At 64.5% G+C, this 21602-nt stretch carries 18 protein-coding genes and 1 pseudogene; 2 read left to right on the forward strand and 17 right to left on the reverse strand.

Features of this window, described 5'->3' with window-relative positions:
* Nucleotides 1-2: 2 nt before the first annotated feature.
* The 13 genes from AC2CQI_RS05595 to AC2CQI_RS05655 all read right to left on the reverse strand — a co-directional run bounded on the left by AC2CQI_RS05595 (nt 3) and on the right by AC2CQI_RS05655 (nt 15452).
* Nucleotides 3-1535, reverse strand: coding sequence for a sensor domain-containing diguanylate cyclase (locus AC2CQI_RS05595; protein WP_484579459.1), 1533 nt, complete (start codon nt 1533-1535; stop codon nt 3-5).
* Nucleotides 1536-1714: 179 nt separating this feature from the next.
* Nucleotides 1715-2776, reverse strand: a complete 1062-nt coding sequence (locus AC2CQI_RS05600) for a hypothetical protein (RefSeq protein ID WP_484579460.1) — start codon at nt 2774-2776, stop codon at nt 1715-1717.
* Between the two features lie 155 nt (nt 2777-2931).
* A complete protein-coding gene (locus AC2CQI_RS05605) occupies nt 2932-5298 on the reverse strand; it encodes a hypothetical protein (RefSeq protein WP_484579461.1) in 2367 nt (788 codons plus the stop codon).
* A gap of 10 nt (nt 5299-5308) precedes the next feature.
* Nucleotides 5309-6472: a hypothetical protein gene (locus AC2CQI_RS05610; RefSeq protein ID WP_484579462.1), complete on the reverse strand. Its 1164-nt coding sequence runs from the start codon at nt 6470-6472 to the stop codon at nt 5309-5311.
* Nucleotides 6451-7887 (reverse strand): alkaline phosphatase family protein, encoded by a 1437-nt coding sequence (locus AC2CQI_RS05615; RefSeq protein ID WP_484579463.1) that lies wholly within the window; start codon nt 7885-7887, stop codon nt 6451-6453. The genes AC2CQI_RS05610 and AC2CQI_RS05615 overlap by 22 nt, the downstream gene beginning before the upstream one ends.
* Entirely contained in the window at nt 7874-9109 is a 1236-nt protein-coding gene (gene eboE, locus AC2CQI_RS05620) for a metabolite traffic protein EboE (RefSeq protein ID WP_484579464.1), read from the reverse strand. The genes AC2CQI_RS05615 and eboE overlap by 14 nt, the downstream gene beginning before the upstream one ends.
* The gene (locus tag AC2CQI_RS05625; protein WP_075803325.1) at nt 9106-9990 is read right to left on the reverse strand and encodes a TatD family hydrolase; all 885 of its coding nucleotides are present in this window, start codon (nt 9988-9990) and stop codon (nt 9106-9108) included. The genes eboE and AC2CQI_RS05625 overlap by 4 nt, the downstream gene beginning before the upstream one ends.
* A 71-nt stretch (nt 9991-10061) precedes the next feature.
* Entirely contained in the window at nt 10062-10799 is a 738-nt protein-coding gene (locus tag AC2CQI_RS05630) for an EboA domain-containing protein (protein WP_484579465.1), read from the reverse strand.
* The gene (locus AC2CQI_RS05635) at nt 10796-11686 is read right to left on the reverse strand and encodes a UbiA family prenyltransferase (RefSeq protein WP_484579466.1); all 891 of its coding nucleotides are present in this window, start codon (nt 11684-11686) and stop codon (nt 10796-10798) included. The genes AC2CQI_RS05630 and AC2CQI_RS05635 overlap by 4 nt, the downstream gene beginning before the upstream one ends.
* Entirely contained in the window at nt 11683-13557 is a 1875-nt protein-coding gene (locus tag AC2CQI_RS05640; protein WP_484579467.1) for a 3-dehydroquinate synthase, read from the reverse strand. Before AC2CQI_RS05640 ends, AC2CQI_RS05635 begins: the two co-directional genes overlap by 4 nt.
* A gap of 187 nt (nt 13558-13744) precedes the next feature.
* Nucleotides 13745-14017 carry a hypothetical protein gene (locus AC2CQI_RS05645; protein WP_484579468.1) on the reverse strand — a complete coding sequence of 91 codons (273 nt, stop codon included), beginning with the start codon at nt 14015-14017 and terminating at the stop codon, nt 13745-13747.
* 3 nt (nt 14018-14020) lie between these two features.
* The gene (locus AC2CQI_RS05650) at nt 14021-14485 is read right to left on the reverse strand and encodes a PA2171 family ribosome-binding persister protein (RefSeq protein ID WP_075803330.1); all 465 of its coding nucleotides are present in this window, start codon (nt 14483-14485) and stop codon (nt 14021-14023) included.
* A 109-nt stretch (nt 14486-14594) separates the two neighbouring features.
* Nucleotides 14595-15452 carry an SDR family oxidoreductase gene (locus AC2CQI_RS05655; protein WP_075803331.1) on the reverse strand — a complete coding sequence of 286 codons (858 nt, stop codon included), beginning with the start codon at nt 15450-15452 and terminating at the stop codon, nt 14595-14597.
* A 171-nt stretch (nt 15453-15623) separates the two neighbouring features.
* Between AC2CQI_RS05655 and AC2CQI_RS05660 the strand changes: the two genes are divergently transcribed.
* Nucleotides 15624-16148 carry a hypothetical protein gene (locus AC2CQI_RS05660; protein WP_075803332.1) on the forward strand — a complete coding sequence of 175 codons (525 nt, stop codon included), beginning with the start codon at nt 15624-15626 and terminating at the stop codon, nt 16146-16148.
* 176 nt (nt 16149-16324) lie between these two features.
* Here the strand turns inward: AC2CQI_RS05660 and AC2CQI_RS05665 are convergent.
* Both AC2CQI_RS05665 and AC2CQI_RS05670 read right to left on the reverse strand, forming a co-directional pair.
* Nucleotides 16325-16618, reverse strand: a pseudogene (locus tag AC2CQI_RS05665) (short chain dehydrogenase); the annotation flags it as partial.
* A 14-nt stretch (nt 16619-16632) separates the two neighbouring features.
* Nucleotides 16633-17835, reverse strand: a complete 1203-nt coding sequence (locus AC2CQI_RS05670; protein ID WP_075803333.1) for a zinc-dependent alcohol dehydrogenase — start codon at nt 17833-17835, stop codon at nt 16633-16635.
* Between the two features lie 136 nt (nt 17836-17971).
* Between AC2CQI_RS05670 and AC2CQI_RS05675 the strand changes: the two genes are divergently transcribed.
* Complete coding sequence (locus AC2CQI_RS05675; protein WP_075803398.1) at nt 17972-18583, forward strand: dTMP kinase; 612 nt, start codon at nt 17972-17974, stop codon at nt 18581-18583.
* A gap of 118 nt (nt 18584-18701) precedes the next feature.
* Here the strand turns inward: AC2CQI_RS05675 and AC2CQI_RS05680 are convergent, their stop codons facing one another.
* On the reverse strand, nt 18702-19151 hold the full coding sequence (locus AC2CQI_RS05680) for a GNAT family N-acetyltransferase (RefSeq protein WP_075803334.1): 450 nt from the start codon (nt 19149-19151) through the stop codon (nt 18702-18704).
* Between the two features lie 45 nt (nt 19152-19196).
* On the reverse strand, nt 19197-21329 hold the full coding sequence (locus AC2CQI_RS05685; RefSeq protein ID WP_218641239.1) for a c-type cytochrome: 2133 nt from the start codon (nt 21327-21329) through the stop codon (nt 19197-19199).
* Nucleotides 21330-21602: the final 273 nt, after the last annotated feature.

The raw sequence follows: 21602 nt of genomic DNA on the forward strand, positions 1-21602 counted from the left end.
CTTCACTCGGTTTGCGCGGTGTTCGCGGTCTTGGACCCGGCTAGTGCGAGACGGTTGCGTCCGCCTTCCTTGGCCGCGTACAGGGCCTGGTCGGCCGCATCGATCAGGGCCTGGGGCGACGCGAGCAGGGCATCCGCGGCGCAGGCCAGGCCGATGCTCACGCTGATCCGGCCGAAGGGGCTGTCCTGGTGCCGGATATCCAGAGTATGCAGCGTGTCCAGCATCGACCGGGCAACCACCCTGGCGCCTTCGGCATCGGTATTGGGCAGGATGACCGCCATTTCCTCCCCGCCGTAGCGGGCCACCAGGTCCGGCGGCCGGCGGATGCAGGCCGTCAGGGCCTGGGCCACCTCGCGCAGGCAGGCATCGCCAGCGAGGTGACCATAGCAGTCGTTGTAGCGTTTGAAGAAATCGATATCGAGCATCAGCAGGGCCAGGGACGTGGCATCCCGTTGCGCGCGGCGCAGCTCCATGGCCAGGGTCTGGTCGAAGCACCGGCGGTTGGCCAGGCCGGTCAGGGCATCGTCCAGCGCCAGGCGTTCGAGCTGGCGATTGCTGTCGAGCAACTGTTGCTGCGCCACGCGCAAATCGCCTTCGACCACGATTCGCCGGCGCAGGGCACGGATCAGCAACCAGCCGATGATGCCGGTCACCAGCAGCAGGAGGGAAACCACCAGCATCGACAGCATCGCTTCGAGGCGCCAGGCCGCCAGGGCCTCGCGCTTGCCCAGGGCTACGGTGGTCACCAGGGGCAGGCGGTCGCTCTTGCGAAACGCATAAAGGCGCTCGACCCCGTCCAGGCTGGAAGTGAAGGAGGCGGTACCGACGCTTTTGTCCACCAGGTACTTGGCGTAGATCGGCGATTGCGAGAAGTTGCGGCCCATGTCCTGTTCGCGGAAGGGGTAGCGCACCAGCAGCCTGCCGTCGGTATAGGACAGGCCGATCGCCCCGTCCTGGCCGATGTCCAGGGTGCCGAACAGGTGCAGGAAGTTCTCGATCCCCAGGGTCACTGCCACCACGCCGGCGAAGTTGCCATCGGCGTCGTTGAAACGCCGGCTGATGGTGATCACCCATTCCTGGTTGGCCCGGCTGCGGATCGGCGGGCCGATGAAGGGCTCGCGGGAGGGGTCGTCACGGTGATGGATGAAGTAGGCGCGATCACTGCTGTTGGCGCCCACCGGAATCGGCCGGTTGGAGGACATCAGCCAGCGCCCGGCGCGGTCATACACGGTAATGCCGCTCAATTGCGGCATCAGCGGCTGCTGGCGGGCGACCAACTGGTTCATCCGGGCGATCTGGGTCGGGCCGCTGCCCTCGGTCTCCAGGCGTTCGACCAGGCCGAGCAGGATCAGCGAACTCTGCCGCACGATGCCTTCGGAGTAGGTGACCAGGGCCTGGGTCAGGTTGAGGCCGTGAACATCGATTTCCGCCAGCGTGCGGTCCCGGGAGGCCATTACCTTCCACAGGGTCAGCGACGCGAGGGAGCAACCGATCAAGGAGAGCAGCAGAACAACGAGGTGGATATCACGCTTCACGTCAGCACCTGAGAGAGTCCGTATTCCTGGGCAGTCGGTTGTCAGCAACCGCAGCGAGGGGCGCATTCGTGGCCAGGTGCAAGAATACCGTGGGTGATGGCGAAGCAATAGTACGGCGCGCGGGAAGGCGTCACGTCCCTGACGCCAGGCCGGCGTAGAAACATGACGCGAACCAAGGTTCAGCCGGGAAGTTGCACCCGGCGCAAGCGGCCTTCCAGCGGCACCACGCTGCCGTCCGGCGCGGGCAACGACCGCCCCAGCATGCCCATGCCCTCGCTGACTACCACCGCACCCGGCACCAGGCACAGGTTGGACGGGGTATCCAGGCCACGGGCCAGCACGCTGATCGCGCCGCTGCCCAGGTCGCAGTGCAGCAGTCGCCCGCTGAAGCGGGTGAAGCCGCCATGCAGGGTTTCACCCTGCCAGGCGTCGGTCAGGGGCTGCTGCAGGCTTTCGCAGAGTTCCAGGACCAGCACGTTGCCCTGGGCATCCAGGGCCAGCCCGGTGGGCAGTTGCAGGCCTTCGATCAGCACCTCGAGCTTGCCGCTGTCCGGCCATACCCGGATCACCTGGCCGGCCTTGTCGGCGAAGTCCACGCCCTTGCGCTCGGGGGCGCAATGCAGTTCGCCGGAGAACAGGCTGATCAGCACCGCGTCCGTTGCCGGCTCGTACACCAGGGTGACCGGTACGGCTTCCTGGCCTTGGGCAAGGTCCGGCAGGTGGACCAGCACCCGCTCGCCGTCACCCGGCCCGAACGCCACCAGCTCATTGGTATCGGGCTTGACCGCAAGCCAACTGCGCAGGGTGGGGTGATAGCACAGGGCGTTGAGGTTGCCACGGCTGTGGAACAGCGGTTCTGGTGGGCTGTATTGCAGGTCGATCAGTTTCGAACCCTGGACATAGTCGGTCAGGCTGGCCAGGCAACGTCCGTCGCCGAAGGCAATGTCCGACAGCCCCATGATTTCGTCACGCAGCATGCGTGCCTGCATGTTCATGGAGCGGAAGCCGTCGGCGAGGATTTGCGGTGCCTGCCAGGCGGCGGGATCGTGCGGGTCGGCCGGCAACCGGCTGATCCGGCCGCTGAACGGTTCGCCCGGCAAGCCGCTGCCGGCTTCGGTCAGCAGCAGGCTGCCGTCCTCCTCGACATGCACGCCGCGCGGGTTGAGCAGGCCGTGAGCGATGAGGGTCGACGGGTGAAGGTTTTCACGAGGATGGAGTGGAACATGTATGGGCAGTGGCATAAATCTTCCCTGTAGCGCGGTCCCTGTGGGAGCTGGCTTGCCAGCGATTGCTGTAGTGAATTCACCATAGCTATCGCTGGCAAGCCAGCTCCCACAGGGACCGCGTCTTTTAATGAGAACGCCGGGCGACATCACTGCCGCCCGGCATTTCCGGGTTACTGGATGTTCAGGTTGTCGTAGTCCGCCATGCTCAGCGGCATCGGTGGGTACTTCTGCTGCACCAGCTTCTGCGCCCAGAGCTCCAGCACCGCGCGGCGGCCTTGCGGCATGTCGCGGGTGATCGGCATGGCCAGGGTGCTTTCCTCCTGGTACGCCTTGCTGACCAGGCGAATCAGCTGGTCCACTGCGCCCTCGATCCGCGTCAGGTTATTCAGCGGCATGTACTTGTTCATGATCGGGTACAGGTAGTAGTAGATCTCGAAGATCTGCGGGTAGATGAAGCTGTCCCAGATCGCCTGCCCGGAATCCTTCTGCTGGTAGACCTTGTTCCACTGGTCGACGAACTGCTGCTTGAGGTTGTCCTCGCTCGGCAGCACGCGAATCGGAGCGAGGAAGTCCACGTAGGCGGTCAGGTAGTTGAAGCTGAAGACGATGTCGGCGGTGCCGTCTTCATCGGGGTAGAAGCGCAGGGTCGGGAAGCCCGGATTGACCCCGGTGACCGTCACCTTGGCGATGCCGTTGCTGTCGGTGGTGATGCGCTTGTAGTCGTACTCCACCGGCTGGCCATCGGGCTTGAGCGTCCTGATGACCGAGGGCTCGCGGTCCTCGAAGCGCAGGCACGCGCCCAGGTTCACGCCCGAGCAGGTTGTCCTGTAGTCGTGGTAATACACCGGGAGTGGTGCAACCTTCGCTTGCGTTTCCACGAACGCCATCAGCTTGCGACCTGCACCTTCGGTTGCCAGGGCCATGACGTCGGGCGAGTCTTCGAACTGCGGGAAGTTCTCGGTGTTCTGCGCGCGATTGTCCGGGTAGTCGTTGAACAGGACGAAGTTCGGGTCGTCGCGGGTGCCCAGGTAGTAGCTGGAGGTGCCCAGCAGGTAGGGGTTGTTGTACTCCGCCACCAGCAGGTCGAGGTTCGCCGCCGGCTTGCCGTTCTTCTGCACCATGATGGTCAGGGTCTTGGTCTCGCCGACGTCGACGAAGCTGCCACTTTCGATCACTTCGGCGGTCCAGGTTTGCTGGAGCGAGGTCGGCAGTTGCGCGCCCTGTTGGCGCACTGCCAGTGGCGCCGTGCCGGTCAGTTGGGTCACCTGGGCCGGCGTCAGGGGCAGGTCGAGGATGCCGGACTGGTGGTCGAAGGCACTTTGTTGATAGTTGCTGTAGTCGAACGGCACCACCGGGACGAAGGTGCTGCCCTGGTAGGTGCCAAAATCGAAGGCCCCCAGGTCCAGCCGTTGCGGCTGGGGAATGCGTGGGTCGATACCCGGTTGCGCAGGGCCGGGAATGAACGGGAAGCTGTTCATCAGGTCGAGGGACAGGACATTGTCATGGACCTGTGCCGAGATGACACCCAGCTCTACGCTCTTGGGCCTGAGGTTGTAGGAAGGTGGCACTGCGACTGCCGTTTCAGCCACCAGGCGGCGGTCGGCGGGCGCGGTTGGGTACTCGTTCTCGTGCCACAGGCCCAGGACCCCGGACGAGCAGCCATAGGCCGGGTTGAAGAAGATGTCGGCGGGGTTTTCCAGGCCTTTCTTGTACAGCTGTTGCAGCAGGTCCGGGTCGTTTTTCGCGCTGACCTCAGGCTGGTCGTTGAACACGCCGTTCATGTCGTAGCTGGTCAGGTAGCTGCAGAAGCGGAACATCAGGCCCTGGGCATTCTGCTGTTCCATCTGGTCATGCAGGTTCTTCAACAGCAGCGAATCGCCGATCAGCCAGTTCAGGTTGGCTTTCGGGAAGCAGGTCTGCCAGGTGGCGGTGACGTAGATCAAGCCGCCGAACGAAGCCCAGTTGAAGTTGAGGAAGCGATCGAGCATGCGGTATTGCCGGGTGGCGGTCAGGCCGCATTTGTCGTTGCCCAGCACCAGGCGGTCGAAGTACAGCGCGGTGAAGGTGTTCTGCCAGGGGCTGACGTCGACGAAGCGTGCCGGGGTCGGAGTGTTGCTGCCGAACGGGTTGCCGTACAGGTTGTAGGGCGTGGCGATCAGCGGATCGTTGTCGACATAGCCGCCGCCGGGCAGTTCGCCACCGATGATGGTGGAGACGGTATCGCCGTAGGAAACCGTACCGCAGCCGTTGTCACCGAACAGATCCCACTCGGCGGGCACGATCCCGTCGGCTCCGGCGTTGGGCGGCGCCTGGATGACGCTCTCTGGCGCGCTGCTCAGCTTCTGGTACTGGATCATCCACGGGATCAGGGTTTGCGGGGCATTCTCCGGGGTGATGTCGTACTGCTTGAGGAAGTCCCAGTTCATCTGCATGTTCACCGCGTCGTACAGCGGCATCATGTCGTTGTTGTTACCCGTGGGCGGGTTCCAGAACATGTGGCCCTTGAAGTAGATGCGGGGGAAGTTCAATACGCTCATGTCGTGCTCCTTAAGGGCGCTGCCACTGGGCGCGCTTCAGCGACCAGACAAAATCCAGTTTGTTGTAGCCAGCGAATGCAGACTCCGGCAGCGGGGCAACCGGATAGACGATGCCGTCCTTGCCGTCCTTGCCGTCCTTGCCGCTCAACGAGAAGTTGAAATAGCCCTTCTGCGTCGAGTAGGCCGCCGTGCCGTGGCAGGCGAAGCACGAGGACTGGCTCTGGAACGCCGATTCCAGCTGGGAGTTGGCGAGCAGGGTGGGGTTGGTCTGCAGCTGGGTGCCGATCAGCTCGTAGCTCGCCAGGTTCGTGTACCAGCCCTGGAACTGCTTGTTGACCGGCTGGGCCGCCTCGGTCGGCCCGGTGCTGTTGGTCATCGGCTTGGGCGGAATGTCGTTGGTCACGGTGTAGCTGGGGTTGTTGACGTTCTCGAAGGTGGTCCAGACCCAACCCTCGACCAGCTTGTTGATCACGTGCAGGGCACTGAGCGCGGCATAACCGACCTCGTAGCTGCCGTCATCGTTCTGGTAGTAGGCCTGGGCGATGTAGTAACCGTCCTTTTGCAGGGCGGCCTGGTAGCTCGAGTCGTTGCCGATCCACAGCCAGCCGGCCTTGACTTCCCAGGCACTGTCGGGGAAGTCCAGGTTGCTGGTCAGCTTGGCCTGGCCATTCATGTTGTACACGCCCTGGCCAACGATGTAGTTGAAGGTGGACTCGCTCATCAGCAACTGGAAACGCACCGGCTTGCCCCGTTGCGATTCCGGCACCGAGCCGCCCATTTCGAGGATCAGGCCATCGACCTGTTGCGTGGCGTTGAGGTTGTGGAAGGCGCGCTGCGGGTTCATCCCCGGGATCTTCGCGGCGGCCTGGAGCACCACTTTCGGCGGCGCCACCGGGGTGCCGTAGGGCGTAGGCTTGGAGCCGTCGGCCAGGTACACCTGGTCCGACGGTTTCAGGGTTTCCCAGACCCGGTCGAGTCCGTTCGCGGCCGGCTGGTTGAGGCAGTTGAACCAGTTCCAGCTCAGGGTTTCCGGGCTCTGCTTGAGCTCGGCCTGGGCCTGGGCCGCATTGCCGTTGAAGGTCAGGAAGTTGCTGCAACTGAAGGGGTTGGTGTTATCAGCCTGGGCCAGTCCGGCCAGTGTACTGAGAACGGTTATTGAGATGGCTCGCCGCATGTGTGCTCCTTGGCATTGGCCAGGTCGGTAAGGTTCTGCCCCAGGAAATGCTGAAGGAGCAGGTGTTTGACCGCCGTCGCCGCGATACTCTGCGGCAACGGTACGTCGCAATCGGTGATGAGCAGGGGGCCGGCCTGGGCGCTGGCAGGCGGACGGCCGTGACTGCCACGGACCAGCCCGCTGTCCAGCGGGATCAGGTCCATGTAGTAGCGAAAGCTGAGTTTTTTCTGCAGCAGCCGGCGCGCCACCTTCAATTTCGGGAAGCGGATGGCGGGGTCGACGAACAGTTCCACCGGGTCGTAGCCGGGCTTGCGGTGGATATCCACGGTGCGGGCGAAATCCGGCGCCCTGGCGTCGTCGAACCAGTAGTAGTAATCGAACCAGAACCCGGGCGCGGCCACCGCCACCAGCTCGCCGCTGCGTGGGTGATCGAGTTGCCAGGTGCGCTGCTCATGCTTGTCCAGCACCTGCTCGATACCCGGCTGCTCCTGCAGCAGGGCCTTGACCCGCGGGATATCCCGGGGGTCCTTGATGTAGAGATGCGCGATCTGGTGGTCGGCCACGGCAAAGGCGGCGCTGGCACCGGGATCGAGCAGCTCCCAGGTCAGCGACTGGCGTACCTGCAACAGGCCTTCGGCGCGCAGCACACGGTTGATCGACACCGACTGCTTGACCGCTTCGATGCCGTACTCGGACAGCAGCATCACCGCCACGCCCTCGTTGCGGGCGTGGCTCAGCAGGCGCCCGACCTCGTGGTCGATGGCCCGCACCTCATCGGCGATCGACGGGTGATCGGGGCCGACCTTCTGCAGGCTGTAGTCGAGGTGGGGCAGGTAGACCAGCTGCAGGTCGGGCCGGTTGATCTGGAACTCCAGCAGGGCGCAATCGACGATCCAGCGGCTCGACGCAATGCCGGCGGCCGGTCCCCAGAAACCGGGGAACGGAAACTCGCCGATCTGTGCCTCGATCTGCTCGTGCAACCCCGGCGGCGACGAATACAGGCCGAACAGCTTGCGCCCGTCTGCCGGGTAGTGCGGACGCGGGGTGATCGAGGCATCGACGTTGGCGTACATGTTGTACCACCAGAACAACTGGCTGCAGCGGAACCCGGGCAGCTCGCGCTTGAGGGTGTCCCAGACCTTCTCGCCCTGGATCAGCGCATTGGGTTGCAGCCAGAAACGCACTTCGCCCTGGTCACGGAAGTACCATCCGTTACCGACGATGCCGTGCCGGGACGGCGGCTCGCCGGTGAGCATCGACGCCTGCACCGTGGAGGTGACCGCCGGGAACGACGGTTGCAGGCTGGCCATCCGTGCGGTTTTCAACAGTTCGTTGATGTGCGGCGTGTTCGGTCCCAGCAGCGAGGGCGTCAGGCCGACCACATTGATCAGCAGCAGGGGTTTACGGGCAGGCATCGGCATGGACCTCGTGCACCGGTTGTTGCAGCAGGCGGCGCTGGCGCAGTTGCGCTTCGACCCAGTCCAGTTCGGCGCTGATGCCGCGCAGTTGGGCCTGTTCGTCGGTGGGGCGCAGCGGTGCGGGCAGGACACCCCAGCTGTAGGTTTCCACCTCGAGCACGGGGCGCAGTTCGTCGTGGGCCGCGAGGTAGTCGAAGGTCTGCCCGAGGGCGACCAGGCTGCCGCTGAGTTCGGGTAGCAGCAGGTGCTCGCTGAACAGCGGCACATGGAAATGGATGCGCAACTCGGGATAGCGCCCCGGGTGGGTAGCGCAGTCATCCAGCGCCGCCGGCAGGTCTGCCCAGGCGTTCAGGCGGCCTGCGCTATCCCTCGCCTTGACCTGATGCAGGTAGGTCGCTTCGCAGAAGTCACCCAGCACCCCAAGGACCTGCCGGTAGCGCTGGTGGTCCTCGGCCGGCAGGCGACAGATCATGGCGTTGGACAGCTGGATCTTGCCGATCGGTACCCCGGCCTGGTGCAGCCGGTCAAGGGCGCGGTAGCAGTCTTCGAACATCACGGCCTGGTGGCAGACGTCGAAGCACAGCGCCAGGTACTCATGGTGCGGGTCGCTGGTGCGCCAATGGCGGAAGAAGTCGATGGCCTGGCCGGTGTTTTCCAGTACGCAGTCCGGCTCCATCTCCAGGCAGAACACCACCTTGCGCCCGGTCTCCCGGTGCAGCCGGGCCAGCCCGGCGGTGAGCTGGCGCAGCTGGTTTTCCGCACGTTGCTGCAAGGCCGGGCTCCAGCTGGCGGCGTAGCCCAGGGGTACGGTGGAAATCACCCCCTGGGCGCAGTCCTCCGGCATGGCCTGCACCAGGATCCGCGCCAGGTTCAGGCTGTAGGTCAGGCGCTCGGGCATGGACCAGTCGGGCAGGTAGACCTCGGCCTTCACCGCGCCTTCATGGAATTCGCCATAGGGAAAGCCATTCAGCGAGGTCAGGCGCAGGCCGGTTTCGCGCAGCAGTTCGAGAAACTGCGTGCGTGCCGATTGCTCTTGCAACTCGCCCGCGGCCCGGGCGCAGATCCACAGGCCGCTGTCCTGCTCTTGCAGGCCGCGGAGCTGGCGCACGCCCTGGAAGTGCCGCTCGATGGAGGCCCGCAACCCGGCCAGGTCGCGGGTCGGGTGGACATTGCTGCAGTACCCGACCTGGGCGGGCGTCCAGCCCACGGCGGCACTCATTTGACCACCGGGTCCTGGCCGCGCAGGGCGGAGTTGTCCTGCCAGGTCTTGCGCTGGTCGATGGGCAGCGGCGTGCTGACCAGGGTCTTGTCCAACTGGCCGCTCTGGGCGAAGAAGTCCACCGGGTTGTGGAACAGCACCTGCTCGACCTGGGCTTCGCTGAACCCGGCGGCGCGCATGGCTTCACCGGTCTTCGGCACCTTGAGCGGGTCGCTCACGCCCCAGTCGGCGGCGCTGTTGACGATCATCTTTTCGGTGCCGTACTGCTGCAGCAGGGCCACCATGCGCTGCTCGGACATCTTGGTATTCGGGTAGACCGAGTGGCCACGCCAGCAGTTGCTGTCCAACACCAGGGGCAGGGTCAGTTCGTTGAGGTGGTCGATCACCACCATGTGCTCCGGGATGCCCACTTCGCGGATCACCGCCAGGGTGCGCTTGGTGCCGCCGATCTTGTCGCGGTGCGGGGTATGCACCAGTACCGGCAGCTTGAACTGCATGGCCATTTCCAGTTGCAGGGCCAGGAAGCGGTCTTCCTCGGGGGTGATGTCGTCATAGCCGATCTCGCCGACGGCGACCACGCCGTCCTTGACCAGGTAGCGCGGCAGGATGTCCAGCACCTCCTGGGCCAGGAACAGGTTGTTGGCTTCCTTGGGGTTGATGCCGATGGTGCAGAAGTGATGGATGCCGAACATGCTGGCGCGGAAGCGCTCCCAGCCCACCAGGGTGTCGAAGTAGTCGGCGAAGCTGCCGACGCTGGTGCGTGCCTGGCCTTGCCAGAACGCGGGCTCGATCACCCCGGTGATGCCGGCGGCCGCCATGTTCTGGTAGTCGTCGGTGGTACGGCTGACCATATGGATGTGCGGATCGAAATACTTGGGCATGGTGAATCCTCATCAAGGGAAGACGTGATCGGGTAGGCGGGTGTTGCATGGGTAATCAGTTGCGTGGGTAATCAGGTGTCGGGCAAGTAGTCGCGCCACTCCGCAGGCAAGCGCTGCTGCCGGTACAACCCCGCCAGCCGCTGGCGCTGGGCCGGGCTGAGCAGGTCGAAGGCGATCAGCCGGGGCAGGCTGGGCGACACGGGGCGTTCGGCGGCGAGCTGTTCGTCCATCAGGTCGAGGGCCAACTGGTTGAGGGTGACGCCCTGGCGCTGCGCCAGGCCGTGCACGCGTCCGGCGTCGAGGCCCATGCCCAATGCCTTCAGCACAAGCTGGTGAAAGGCCCGCTCGGCGTAATGGCGGGACGGGTAGGGCGTGTCGAGCGCCAGGGCGGCGAACACCTGGGGGTTGCTGGTGCGGCCGGCCAGCAAGGCCAGTTCCAGGCAGGCGCCATGGCTGTCGAGGTCGTCGAGGGCTTTGAGCAGGGCGATCTTTTCCTGATCGTCGCCCCACTGGAACAGCTGCTCCAGCAAGGGCCGGCGAGCGTCGCCGGGCTGGTGTTCGAGCACCGTGGCGAGCAGCAGCGCGCGTGCCAGTTGCACCGAACTCCAGCCTGAATCGCCCGGCGCCTGTTCGCGCAGGTGGCGCTTGCACTGGCTGCCGAGGATCGCGGCGGTATTGGCGTCCGGGAACTGTTCGAGGCGTTCCCGGGCCTGCTGCCACCAGGCCCGTTCGGTGGCGTCGAGCAGTGCGTTCAGGGCCTGGGTCCGTTCGGCCAATTGATCGTGGCGCAGCGTGACGTCCATGTTCATGTCGGTTTGATCCAGCGCTGGAAGTGTGGAAGCAGGAAGAACACCAGAACGCAGAACAGGCTGCCCAGCGGCTGGTTGGCCACGGCCATGACCAGGGCGTCGAATAGCGGCAGGGCGGCCAGGCCGGCGCCGATGAAGGCCCGCACCTTCAGGCGCTGCGGGTTGGCCAGGTGCAGCCAGTAATGCCGGCCGAGCCAGCCCAGCCACAGCGCCAGCACCGGCCAGAACCACAGGGTGTCGGCGTAGATCGCCAGGGCCAGCGGGCTGAGCATCAACAGCAGGGGCAGGCGGCTGATCAGCTGGTTGCGGTGTTCCTGGCTGGCCAGGTAGGTCAGGCCGCTGATATAGACGCCGAGGAGGATCGCGCACAGCCAGATCGGCTCGGGCGGTACCGCCAGGCTGGCCGCGGCGGTGAGGTACAGCGCCGAGCGGCAGGCGCCCATCAGCCACACGCTGTGCACGTATTTCTTGTGCAGCAGGTTGTAGCCGAGGATGCAGCCGACCAGCAGGACCACGCTGCCCAGCAGCCAGTGCGGCTGCTCGATCAACTGGCTCAGCACGAGTGCCGAGGCGCCGGCCAGGGCCAGCAGGAGCAAGGTGGCGATACGCACCTGCTGGCGGCTGACCAGGCCCAGGGTGATGGGGCGCGGATTGTCGTGCTGCTGGTCCCAATCGGCGTCTAGCAGGTCGTTCAGCAACATGCCGGCGAGGTACAGCAACGACAGGGTGACCAGCAGCAGGATCCACACCAGCGAGGACGGCGGCGCCAGGGCCCCGGCGCTGCTGGCCAGCAGGGCCGCGGCGAGGGAGTTGGTCCACACCGTGGGCAGGTTGGAGACCCGGCCCAGGGTCATCCAGGTCTTGAGGCTTGTTGGGCTCTGGTTCATTGCGCGCAACCCTGGGTCAGGCCGAAGAGCGCGGCGCCGCGACCGGCAAGCCGGAGCAGGGCCTGTTCCATCAACTGGTCGTCGATTTCATGCAGGTCGATGGAGGCGCCGATGCGATTGAGCATGGGGATCGACAACTGGCCGCCCAGATGCTGGCGGAACTCTTCCAGCCCGAGCAGCACCAGGGAGCGTCCGTGGGCATCTTTCAGGCTCAGTTCCGGTGGGCACAGGTCGAAGCCGAGCCTTTGCAGCAGGTTCAGCACCCGTTCGCTGTCGGAATCCCCCAGCAGCCCAAGGGCATTGGCATAGAGCGCATCGAGAGCCATGCCCACGGCCACCGCCTCGCCATGACGCAGGCGATGATGACCGAGGTTTTCCATTCGGTGCGCGGCCCAGTGCCCGTAGTCCAGCGGCCGGCCGTTGCCGCGCTCGAAAGGATCCCCGGCGCCGGTGATGTGGCCCAGGTGCAGTTCCGCGCAGCGGCGGATGGCATGGCGGCTGGCGGCAGGCTCGAAGCGGGCGAGGGCATCGGCCTGCGCCTCCATCCAATTGAAGAAGGCCTCGTCCTTGATCAGCGCAACCTTCACCGCCTCGGCCAGGCCGGCGAGCTGGTCGCGGCGGCTCAGGCTGGTCAGCAGCTGAAAGTCGTTGATCACCGCGCTGGCCGGATAGAAGGCGCCCAGCAGGTTCTTCTGGCCGAAGGCATTGATGCCGTTCTTTACCCCGATACCGGCGTCGTTCTGTGCCAGGACGGTGGTCGGGATACGGATCAGGCGCATGCCGCGGTGGAACGTGGCGCAGGCATAGCCCACCGAATCCAGCAGCGCGCCGCCGCCCATGGCCAGCACATAGCAGTGACGGTCCAGGCCGTGGTGCAGCATGTCGGCATAGAGCTGTTGCAGGACATCGGCGGTCTTGCTCAGTTCGCCGGCCGGTACGGCGATCGGCGCGGCCTGCAGGTGCAGGTCGGTGCTGCGGGCGGCGAACCAGGCGTCGATCTGCCCCGGCAACTGCGGGTTGCAATGCAGCAGTTGTTCGTCGGCAAAGATCAGCACCGTCACCCGGCCGTGCTGTGTGGCGGTGAGTTGCTGGTGCAGACAGTCGTTGTGCGGGGCGAACAGATGATCGGTGAACAGCACCGGGTAGTCGTAGCTGACCTCGAAGCGGCCGTGCAGGGCAGGTTCGCCTGTTGGCCTGCGCAGTTTGCGCACCAGGCCGTAGCCGGCGATGGACAGCCCGGGCAGGACCATGCTGGCAAGGATCGTCACCAGCAGTGCGTTTTCCGCGATCAGGAAGCTGCCGATGGCGCTGTAGGCCAGGGCCAGCCCGGCATTGGCCAGGGTCGTGACGATAACGAAGGTGCGCAACGGATACCGCTGCATGCCGGCGGCGACCACCGAGGTTTCCGCCAGCGCGGGAACACCGCGCAGGCACACCAGCGACAGCGTGCCGAGCTTGTAGGCCAGTTGCCCCGGCTTGCGCTGGTGCAGGCCAAGGCGCCCGGAAAGCACGCGGAAATAGCCGGCGCCCAGGGCATAGCCCAGCCAGGCACCGAGGCACAGGCCGATGAAGATCACCAGGTAACCGCCCACACCGCCCAATGCCGCCACGGCGAGCAACGCCACCACGCTCGATGGCACCGGCAACACCACATCCAGGGCGAGCAGGGCGATCAGCAGCAGGGCCAGGTTGGCTTGCTGGGCGGGGGGGGCGGGCAGGTACGCCTCAAGATGGTTCAGGAAGTCCTGGATCTGCTGTTCGAACAACAGGAAGCTGGCGATAACCAGCAGCGAAAAGCAAAATACAGACACCCAAAAATGATCGGCATGCACCCGTTTTGCGAGCGCACGAGGCCAAAGACCGCGTTTCATCAAGCATCCCTCTTGATATTTTTATGACTGATTTCCGTTTCAGCTTTGTCGGCAGAGCGTTAATGCTTGGGTGGAATAAAAAAGGTTCCGGAGTGGGTGATATTGTTTTGATGGCTAATTCGACGGTTGCCTCAAACTTAGACGCTCGCGAGGCTTTTGCAAGGCGGGGGATGAACGATTTTTCAGGTCAGTTGTCGGTGGGGTTTGCGGCGCTGGCCCGCACATGCATGCGGGTGTTTTTCTTCCACCCGCGCAGGTTCATGGCGCACAGGCAGACCTGCAGCACGATCAACGCCCAGGCCTCGGCCTGCCAACCCCAGACGGCCCAGAGCAGGTTGCTGGCGATGAAACAGCAGAAGCCGGCCTTGCGCCTACCCGGGCGGCGTGAGCCGATGCACCACGCCGCCAGCACGGTCAGGGCCATGGCCGGCCATTCCAGCAGGTCGATCCACAGCGCCATGGGTCAGGCCGCGCGCTGTTCGTCCTTGAGCAGTTTCTTCTGGGTTTCCATGGTCTGGCCCAGTTGCTCGAGCAGGTCCTTGCCCAGCAACTTCTCTGCGGTCGGGAACAGCTCGCTTTCCTCCTCCTCGATATGGTGCTCCAGCAGCTCCTTCATCACCTTGACCCGCCCGGCGAACTCGACGGTACCGGTCTCGGTATGCAGCAGATCGGGGATCACCAGGGAATCGACGGTGCGGTGTTCTTCCTTGGCCTCGTAGTACATCTTCGCCTCCTCCTTGCCGCCGGCCTGCTTGATCGCCGGGTAGAGGATGTCTTCCTCCAGCTGGGTGTGGATGTGCAGTTCCTGCTCGATGCGCTGCAGCAGTTCCGCACGTTTCTTCACCGCGCGTTCGGTGGTGGCGGAGAGTTCTTCCAGGAGCTTCTTCACGAGCTTGTGGTCTTCGGTCAGCAGTTCGATGGCGTTCATGGTTTCACCTCTTCGGGGGCTGGATAAACACGGTGTTGCAGTGGGTTGAGCCGGGTTCAAGGGCAAGGGTTCCACGACGACGATGGTTGGCGCGGTACCCGGTGTGCGTTCAAAGAATCGGCTTGCCGCCGGTCACGGCATAGCGCGAGCCGGAGATGTAGCTGCCTTCGTCCGAGCCCAGCAGCACATAGATCGGCGCCACCTCGACCGGCTGGCCGGGCCGCCCCAGCGGGGTCTTCGAACCGAATGTCTTCACCGCTTCGTCCGGCATGGTGGCCGGAATCAATGGCGTCCAGATCGGCCCTGGCGCCACGCTGTTGACCCGGATGCCCTTGCTGCCCAGCAGTTGCGCCAGGCCGGCGGTGAAGTTGGCGATGGCGCCCTTGGTGGTGGCATAGGCGAGAAGGGTCGGCGTGGGGTCATCCGAGTTCACCGAACTGGTGTTGATGATCGAACTGCCCGGCGCCATGGAAGGCAGCGCTGCCTTGCAGATCCGGAACATTGCGGTGATGTTCACATCGAAGGTGCGCAGCCATTCCTCGTCGTCGATCTCGTCGAGGCTTTCCCGGGTCATCTGGAAGGCAGCGTTGTTGACCAGGATGTCGATGCGCCCGAACTGCTCGACCGTCCTGGCGACAAGGTCCTGGCAGTGGGCCTTGCTGGCCAGGTCACCGGGCAGCAGCAGGCACTGGCGCCCGGCGGCCTCGACCCAGCGCGCGGTTTCCCGGGCGTCGTCGTGCTCGTCGAGATAAGCGATGGCCACGTCAGCGCCTTCGCGGGCATAGGCAATCGCCACGGCGCGGCCGATGCCGCTGTCGCCGCCGGTGATCAGGGCAACCTTGTCCTGCAGCCGGCCGCTACCGGTATAGCTTTGCTCACCGCAATCCGGATAGGGCTCCATCTGCCGTTGCGAACCGGGGACGCTTTGCGGTTGGGCGGGAAAGGGTGGAGTAGGGTAGTCACGCATGCTGGACGCTCCTGTCGTCGTTGGCTGATATGGGTTCGAAAGGCAGGACGCGCCTGGGTTGGACTGGATCGACAACTTGGGCGACGAGCGGTGTGGACGGCGTATTTCAGTGAATCTTTGCGGCCGGGCCGGCTCTATCGGGGATGTCCCACTTCCCTACGGGTGCCTCCAGTGCCACGCATCATCACCCCGTCCACCCCCGAACACGAGATCGACGCGCGCAATGCCAGGATGTTCGGCTCGCCCAAGGAGCGCCTGGATTTCTACCGCCGCGAGATCCAGTACGAAACCAGCATCCTCGCCAACCGTACCGACGCCTACCTCACCGCGCAGTCGTTCCTGGTGATTGCCTTCGTTTCGTGCATGGGCAACCTCAATCCGGGCTGGGGCCCGAGCTTCACCCTGATGGTTGCGCCCTTCCTGGCGCTGCTGGGCGTGTTGAGTTCGCTGAATGCCTGGCCGGGGATCCGCGCGGCGTTTCGCATCATCGAGCACTGGCAGCTCAAGCAAAGCCATCTGCTGCGCAGCGAGCCGATGATGGGCCTGGCCTATGACGAGTCGCCGCTGTTCAGCGAGGCAGAAACCTCGCGGGCGGGGCATCGCAAGTCGCTGCTGTTTTCCCTGCGTACGCCGTGGATCTTCCTGGTGTTCTGGATCGTGCTGGGCAGTTACTCGGTGTATATCCAGATGATGTGAGCGAGTACGGGGCCTTGCCTGGGCCCCGTATTGGCTGCTGCAGCTTAGTGTCGGCGGCGTTTCAGGGTAGCCAGGGCGAGGCCGCCGATCAGCACCATCGCCGCCGCCATTACCAGTCCCGGGGTCTTGTTGACGGCGCGAGGGGCCCGTTGGACTGGCTCCCAGCCATCTTCCGGCTCGACGAAAGCGGACGCCTCGACAAGCGTCACCGGCAACACCGCGCCGTCCACCAGAGCCAGTGACAGGTCATGGATTTCCCCGGCGATACGGTCGGGGAAGACCGGCTCGCCTGTGGGGTCCAGACTGTCGTAGATGAACCGGGTGCCCTCCAGCCAGCCCACGGCGGTGAGTAGCTCGGGACCGAGGTAATACTTGCCATCGAGGAAGAATCCCGGGAACTGGTGGGCTCGCTCGATGCTTTCCACCTGGTAGCGTTCTCCGGCCTTCATGCCGGTTGCTGGATCGATCATGGTCGCGCGCTCCTTCATAGGTAATCCGTGCCGAGAGTCCCGGCCGCCGCACCAGGGACGAGGATGACCTTGCGGCAGTCGTCTTCCTTCTGGTCGAACATCCTGTAGCCCAGCGCCGCCTCCTCCAGCGCCAGGCGGTGGGTGACGATCATTTCCGGCTGCAGGCGCCCGGCCTCGATATGCTCGAGCAGTTCCGGCAGGTATTTCTGCACATGGGTCTGGCCCATCTTGAAGGTCAAGCCCTTGTCGAAGGCATCGCCGAACATGAAGCCGTGGATGAATCCGGCGTATACCCCGGGCACGCTGACCACGCCACCGCGACGCACGGCAGCGATGCACTGGCGCAGGGCCTTGCCGCTGCTGGTCTCGATCTTGAGCGCGGTGAGCACGGTTTCCGTTGTGCTGCCCTTGGCTTCGAAGCCTACCGCATCGATCACCGCATCCACGCCGCGCATGCCCGAGGTCTGGCGGATGATGCTGTCGGCCGGATCGTCGTCCTGTTCGAAGTTGATCGGGATCACCCCGTAGGCGGCCCCGGCGTAGGCCAGGCGGTAGTCGTTGTCGTCGACCATGAAGATCGTCTGCGCGCCGAGCATTCGTGCGCAGGCGGCGCTGAGCAGGCCGACCGGGCCGGCGCCGTAGATCGCGACGGTGGAGCCCGGTTTCACCTCGGCATTGAGCACGGCCTGCCAGGCGGTGGGCAGGATGTCGGAAAGGAACAGCACCTTGTCGTCGGACAGCTCGGTCGGCACCTTGAATGGCCCGACATTGCCCTTGGGCACGCGCACATAGTCGGCCTGGCCACCGGGCACGCCGCCGTACAAATGGCTGTAGCCGAACAGCGCCGCACCGGGCGGAATGCCTTTCTTGTTGAGGATCGAACCGCGTCCGCTGTTGGTGGTTTCGCAGGCCGCAAACTGCTCGAGCTGGCAGAAGAAGCAACTGCCGCAGGCGATCACGAAGGGAATCACCACCCGGTCGCCGACCTGCAGGTTGGTCACCGCGCTGCCGGTGTCCTCGACGATGCCCATGAACTCGTGGCCGAAGATATCACCGTGCTCGGTCTCGGGTATCTTGCCGCGGTACAGGTGCAGGTCCGAGCCGCAGATCGCGGTGGCGGTGACCCGCAGGATGATGTCGTCCGCCTCCTGGATCTCCGGGTCCGGGACGGTATCCACTCTGACGTCGTTGGCGCCGTGGTAGGTCAATGCTCGCATCTGCTGTCACTCCCTGGTGGTTGTACGGTCTATTCAGGGGAAGCCGGCAAGCGGGGCAAAGTTCAGCCGGATTGATCGGAGGAGCGCCGGGCCCTGTACAATCCGCCGCTTGTGCGTTGCGAGAGTCAGCATGTCGATCGATCGTCCGTTGTTCGTTTGCCTGGATGGCCCCAAGGGGACCGGCAAGACCACGTTGCTGGAGGCCGTCACCCAGGTGCTCAGGGCCGATGGCCGCAAGGTGATCCGCCTCAGCGAACGAAACAACGATCCCCACCGGGCCGACACCATGGCCCTGGTCAACCAGCTTGCCCGACATCCAGACCCGGAGCTGGAACGGGAGGTGTGTGAACGTCTTGCAGACAGCCGTGCCTGGATCTCCCGGCAGGTGCTGCCCGAACAGCCCGCAGGCAGCATCATTCTGATGGACCGCTGGTACCCCTCCGAGGCGGCTTTTCGGCGGCTGGTGCCGTTTGCCGAGGTGTTGCGGATCAACCTCGAGCATGGAGTACAGGTGCCGGACCTGGCGGTCGGGGTGGTGACCGATCCGCAGGTTTCCTGGGCAAGGGCAGCGTCGCGCACACGCGGGCTGGGCAGCACCGTCATCCGTGAACTGGACGAGCATGTCGCGGCGACCCGGGCGTTCGAGCAGGCGGCGCTGCAGCAGGGGTGGTTCCTGTGTCGGAATGAGGGGACGGTGGAGGAGGCTACCTTCGCGGTGGTTGATGCGATCCGCGGGGTGACTCCCTGATGATGCACCGCGTACCCTGTGGGAGCTGGCTTGCCAGCGATAGCGGTAGTGAACTCACCATCGTCATCGCTGGCAAGCCAGCTCCCACAGGGTACGCGGCGCTCTTCGGATAGTTGCTCTAGTCGGCCAGATACTTGTGGTAAGTCAGGAACTCGCTTTCCCGTTGATAACCCAGGGACTCGTACAGCGCTTGGGCGGCCTTGTTCGAGGCCGCGGTATCGAGGCTGATACGGTCCGCACCCTCGGCCGTGAGCAGCGCGGTCAGATGGTTCATCAACTGTCGCGCATACCCCGCCTTTCTTGCCTGCGGCGCGACGAACAGGTCATACAGCCAGTAAAAGCGCTTCATCGCCAGTGAACACAGCGCCGGATAAAGCTGGGCGAAAGCAACAGCGTTGCCTTCGCCGTCCAGCACCAGGAAAATCCGCGAACGGCGTTCCTGCAGGTTGATGCGCAGGAATTCCCGGGAAGCCGGCAGATCATCCGCCAGTTCATAGAAGACCCGGTACTGGTTGAACAGCACCGCGGCCGGGTCCACATCCTTGAGGCTGCATTCGATGATCTGCATGGGGCGCTCCGAAAAGGCGGAGTGTGCCGCCAGCCCCGGCGCCAATCAATAGCGTGCATCCACCGGCTTCTTGTCCTTGGGCCAGTCCTTCACCTTGCCGGCGAAGTCCGGCCGTGGCTTGTGGCTGAAGTACGCCGCGACATCCACCGCTTCCTGGTCGGTAAGGCCACCCTGGCCCAGCGGGAATCGATCATGGAAGGCGATCGGCATGTTCTGTTTGACGAAGGCCGCAGCGGTGTAGGTACGGGCCATGCCGGCGCCGATATTGAACGAGTCGTCGCCCCACAACGGCGGGTAGACCCATTTGCCGTCGGCGTTCTTCACCCCTTCGCCGTCATCGCCATGGCACAGCGCGCACTGCACGGCGTAAAGCTTCTCGCCGTTTTCCAGGTCGGGCACGATGCCCGGATCGATCTTGCCGACCCCGCGCCCCTCGACCTTGTCGGCCGGGGTGGTTTCGCGCTTCATCCAGTCGAAATAGGCGACCATGGCCTTCATTTCCGTGGACTCCAGCGCCAGCGGCTTGCCGTTCATGGAGCGCAGGAAGCAACCGTTGATGCGGTCCTCCAGGCTGATCACCCGACCGGCCCGCGGTGCATAGCTGGGGAAGAAGGCCGAGACCCCGATGTAAGGCGAGCCATCGGCCACGGTGCCGGCGTTGAGATGGCAACTGGCGCAGTTGAGGGCGTTGCCGACATTGCCTGGCAGCAGTTCGTGGGTGTTGGTGTTGAGCCGGGCCCCGAGCACCAGTTGCTCGGCATTGGGCTCCTTGAGCAGGTCGGCCAGGCGCGGGGTGACGAAGGGACGGTTGTCCAGTTGGCGTACATCCAGGCGTTTGCGCATGTCGGCCACCACCGAGGGGCGAATGGGCTTCGCCGTCGGGTTGCCCCAGGCGTGGCGGGTAAAGTCGAGGATCTCGGCGATCTCGTTGTCGCTGAGCCGGGCAAACGAGGGCATGGTCAGCACCCGGGCATTGCGCTCGGTCTGCGCTGAACGCCAGCCGGTCAGGGTGATATGCACCAGCGTGGACGGGTCTTCCGACATCAGCACCGGATTCCCCGCCAGCGGCGGGAACACACCCTTGACCCCGGCACCGTCGGCGCGGTGACAGTCGGCGCAGAACTGCTGGTAGCCCAGGCCACCCCGGGAGGTCAGTAGCGTGGCGGGCGGGCCGCTCGTCTCGCCGCCGCCCGGCGCAGTGATGCTCGGTGCCGGCCCCTGGGCAACCTGCATGGGCTTGTCGTATTCGGAGGACGGCAACGACTTCAGGTACAGGCCCACGGCCTGCAGGTCGCTATCGGTCATGTACTGGGTGCTGTGCTGGACCACATCGACCATGTTGCCGGACACGCTGCCATGGCTGTTGCGCCCGGTCTTGAGCATTTCCGCCGTCTGCTCGGGCGTCCACAGGTTGCGCAGGCTCAGGGCCCGCCAGCCTTCCACGGTTTCACCGGCGAGGAAGTAGCTGCCGTGCTTGCCGGCCTCGGACAGGGTCTTTTCCTGGAAGCCGATGCCCCGCGGGGTATGGCAGGCACCGCAATGGCCGAGGCCCTGGACGATATAGGCACCGCGGTTCCAGGCTGCGTCCCGGGCCGGGTCGGCACTGAACGGCTGGTCATCGAGGAACAGCCAGTTCCACACCGCCAGGCCCCAGCGCTGGTTGAAGGGGAAACCCATGTCCGGCTCGCGGTTCGGCTGGCGCACGGGATTCACGCCCTGCATCAGGTAGGCATACAGCGCCTGCATGTCCTCGGTGCTGATCCGCGTATAGGACGGGTAGGGCATCGCCGGGTAGAGGTTGTGGCCATCGGCGGCCACGCCCTGGCGCATGGCGCGGTCGAACTGTTCGAAGGAGTAACCGCCGATACCGGTCTCGGCATCCGGGGTGATGTTGGTCGAGTAGAGCACGCCGAACGGGGTTTCCAGGGCGAGGCCACCGGCCATGGGCTGGCGCTTGTCGCTGCCGGTGTGACAGGCCACGCAGTCGCCCAGGCGGGCGACATAGCGGCCGCGCTCGACCAGGGTGCGGGTGGCCGGGTCGAGGTCATCGGCGTAGTCGGCGGGCAGGTCGTCGATGACCTGCGGTGCGCTGGCGTTATCCCGTGGCGCTGCACCGAGCGCGTGGGCGCTGCCTGCCAGCAGGAGCAGCGTGGCGAGCGAGCGGAATATCTTTTTCATCATCAGGAACCCGATCCATTGATTGCAAGGTGTCGATATTCGACGCCTTTAACGTCCTTTCTTTGTTTTGCCCGGATCATGATGTTGATCAAACAAGTTGCTTATAAAGCGACTCGCCGGGCAATAGTTCTTTATTTTCTGCCGGTCACTTCTTAATTTGTCCTCAAGGCAAAACACGTCGTTATAACCGGCGAAAATTAAGCGAAACTAAAATTCCATCATTTTTTAGGAAGTAGCTGAATTCACTGGTTTTTCGGGTTTAGCATGATTGTT

This window comes from Pseudomonas sp. P2S-1, assembly GCF_057197725.1.

Bases quoted from the DNA above. Each gene is read 5' to 3' on its own strand.
- AC2CQI_RS05680 (WP_075803334.1), bottom strand. From the start codon at position 19,151: ATGCAGATCATCGAATGCAGCCTCAAGGATGTGGACCCGGCCGCGGTG.
- AC2CQI_RS05685 (WP_218641239.1), bottom strand. From the start codon at position 21,329: ATGAAAAAGATATTCCGCTCGCTCGCCACGCTGCTCCTGCTGGCAGGC.
- AC2CQI_RS05630 (WP_484579465.1), bottom strand. From the start codon at position 10,799: ATGAACATGGACGTCACGCTGCGCCACGATCAATTGGCCGAACGGACC.
- AC2CQI_RS05640 (WP_484579467.1), bottom strand. From the start codon at position 13,557: ATGAAACGCGGTCTTTGGCCTCGTGCGCTCGCAAAACGGGTGCATGCC.
- AC2CQI_RS05635 (WP_484579466.1), bottom strand. From the start codon at position 11,686: ATGAACCAGAGCCCAACAAGCCTCAAGACCTGGATGACCCTGGGCCGG.
- AC2CQI_RS05600 (WP_484579460.1), bottom strand. From the start codon at position 2,776: ATGCCACTGCCCATACATGTTCCACTCCATCCTCGTGAAAACCTTCAC.
- AC2CQI_RS05605 (WP_484579461.1), bottom strand. From the start codon at position 5,298: ATGAGCGTATTGAACTTCCCCCGCATCTACTTCAAGGGCCACATGTTC.
- AC2CQI_RS05615 (WP_484579463.1), bottom strand. From the start codon at position 7,887: ATGCCTGCCCGTAAACCCCTGCTGCTGATCAATGTGGTCGGCCTGACG.
- AC2CQI_RS05650 (WP_075803330.1), bottom strand. From the start codon at position 14,485: ATGAACGCCATCGAACTGCTGACCGAAGACCACAAGCTCGTGAAGAAG.
- AC2CQI_RS05655 (WP_075803331.1), bottom strand. From the start codon at position 15,452: ATGCGTGACTACCCTACTCCACCCTTTCCCGCCCAACCGCAAAGCGTC.
- AC2CQI_RS05625 (WP_075803325.1), bottom strand. From the start codon at position 9,990: ATGCCCAAGTATTTCGATCCGCACATCCATATGGTCAGCCGTACCACC.
- AC2CQI_RS05670 (WP_075803333.1), bottom strand. From the start codon at position 17,835: ATGCGAGCATTGACCTACCACGGCGCCAACGACGTCAGAGTGGATACC.
- AC2CQI_RS05610 (WP_484579462.1), bottom strand. From the start codon at position 6,472: ATGCGGCGAGCCATCTCAATAACCGTTCTCAGTACACTGGCCGGACTG.
- AC2CQI_RS05645 (WP_484579468.1), bottom strand. From the start codon at position 14,017: ATGGCGCTGTGGATCGACCTGCTGGAATGGCCGGCCATGGCCCTGACC.
- eboE (WP_484579464.1), bottom strand. From the start codon at position 9,109: ATGAGTGCCGCCGTGGGCTGGACGCCCGCCCAGGTCGGGTACTGCAGC.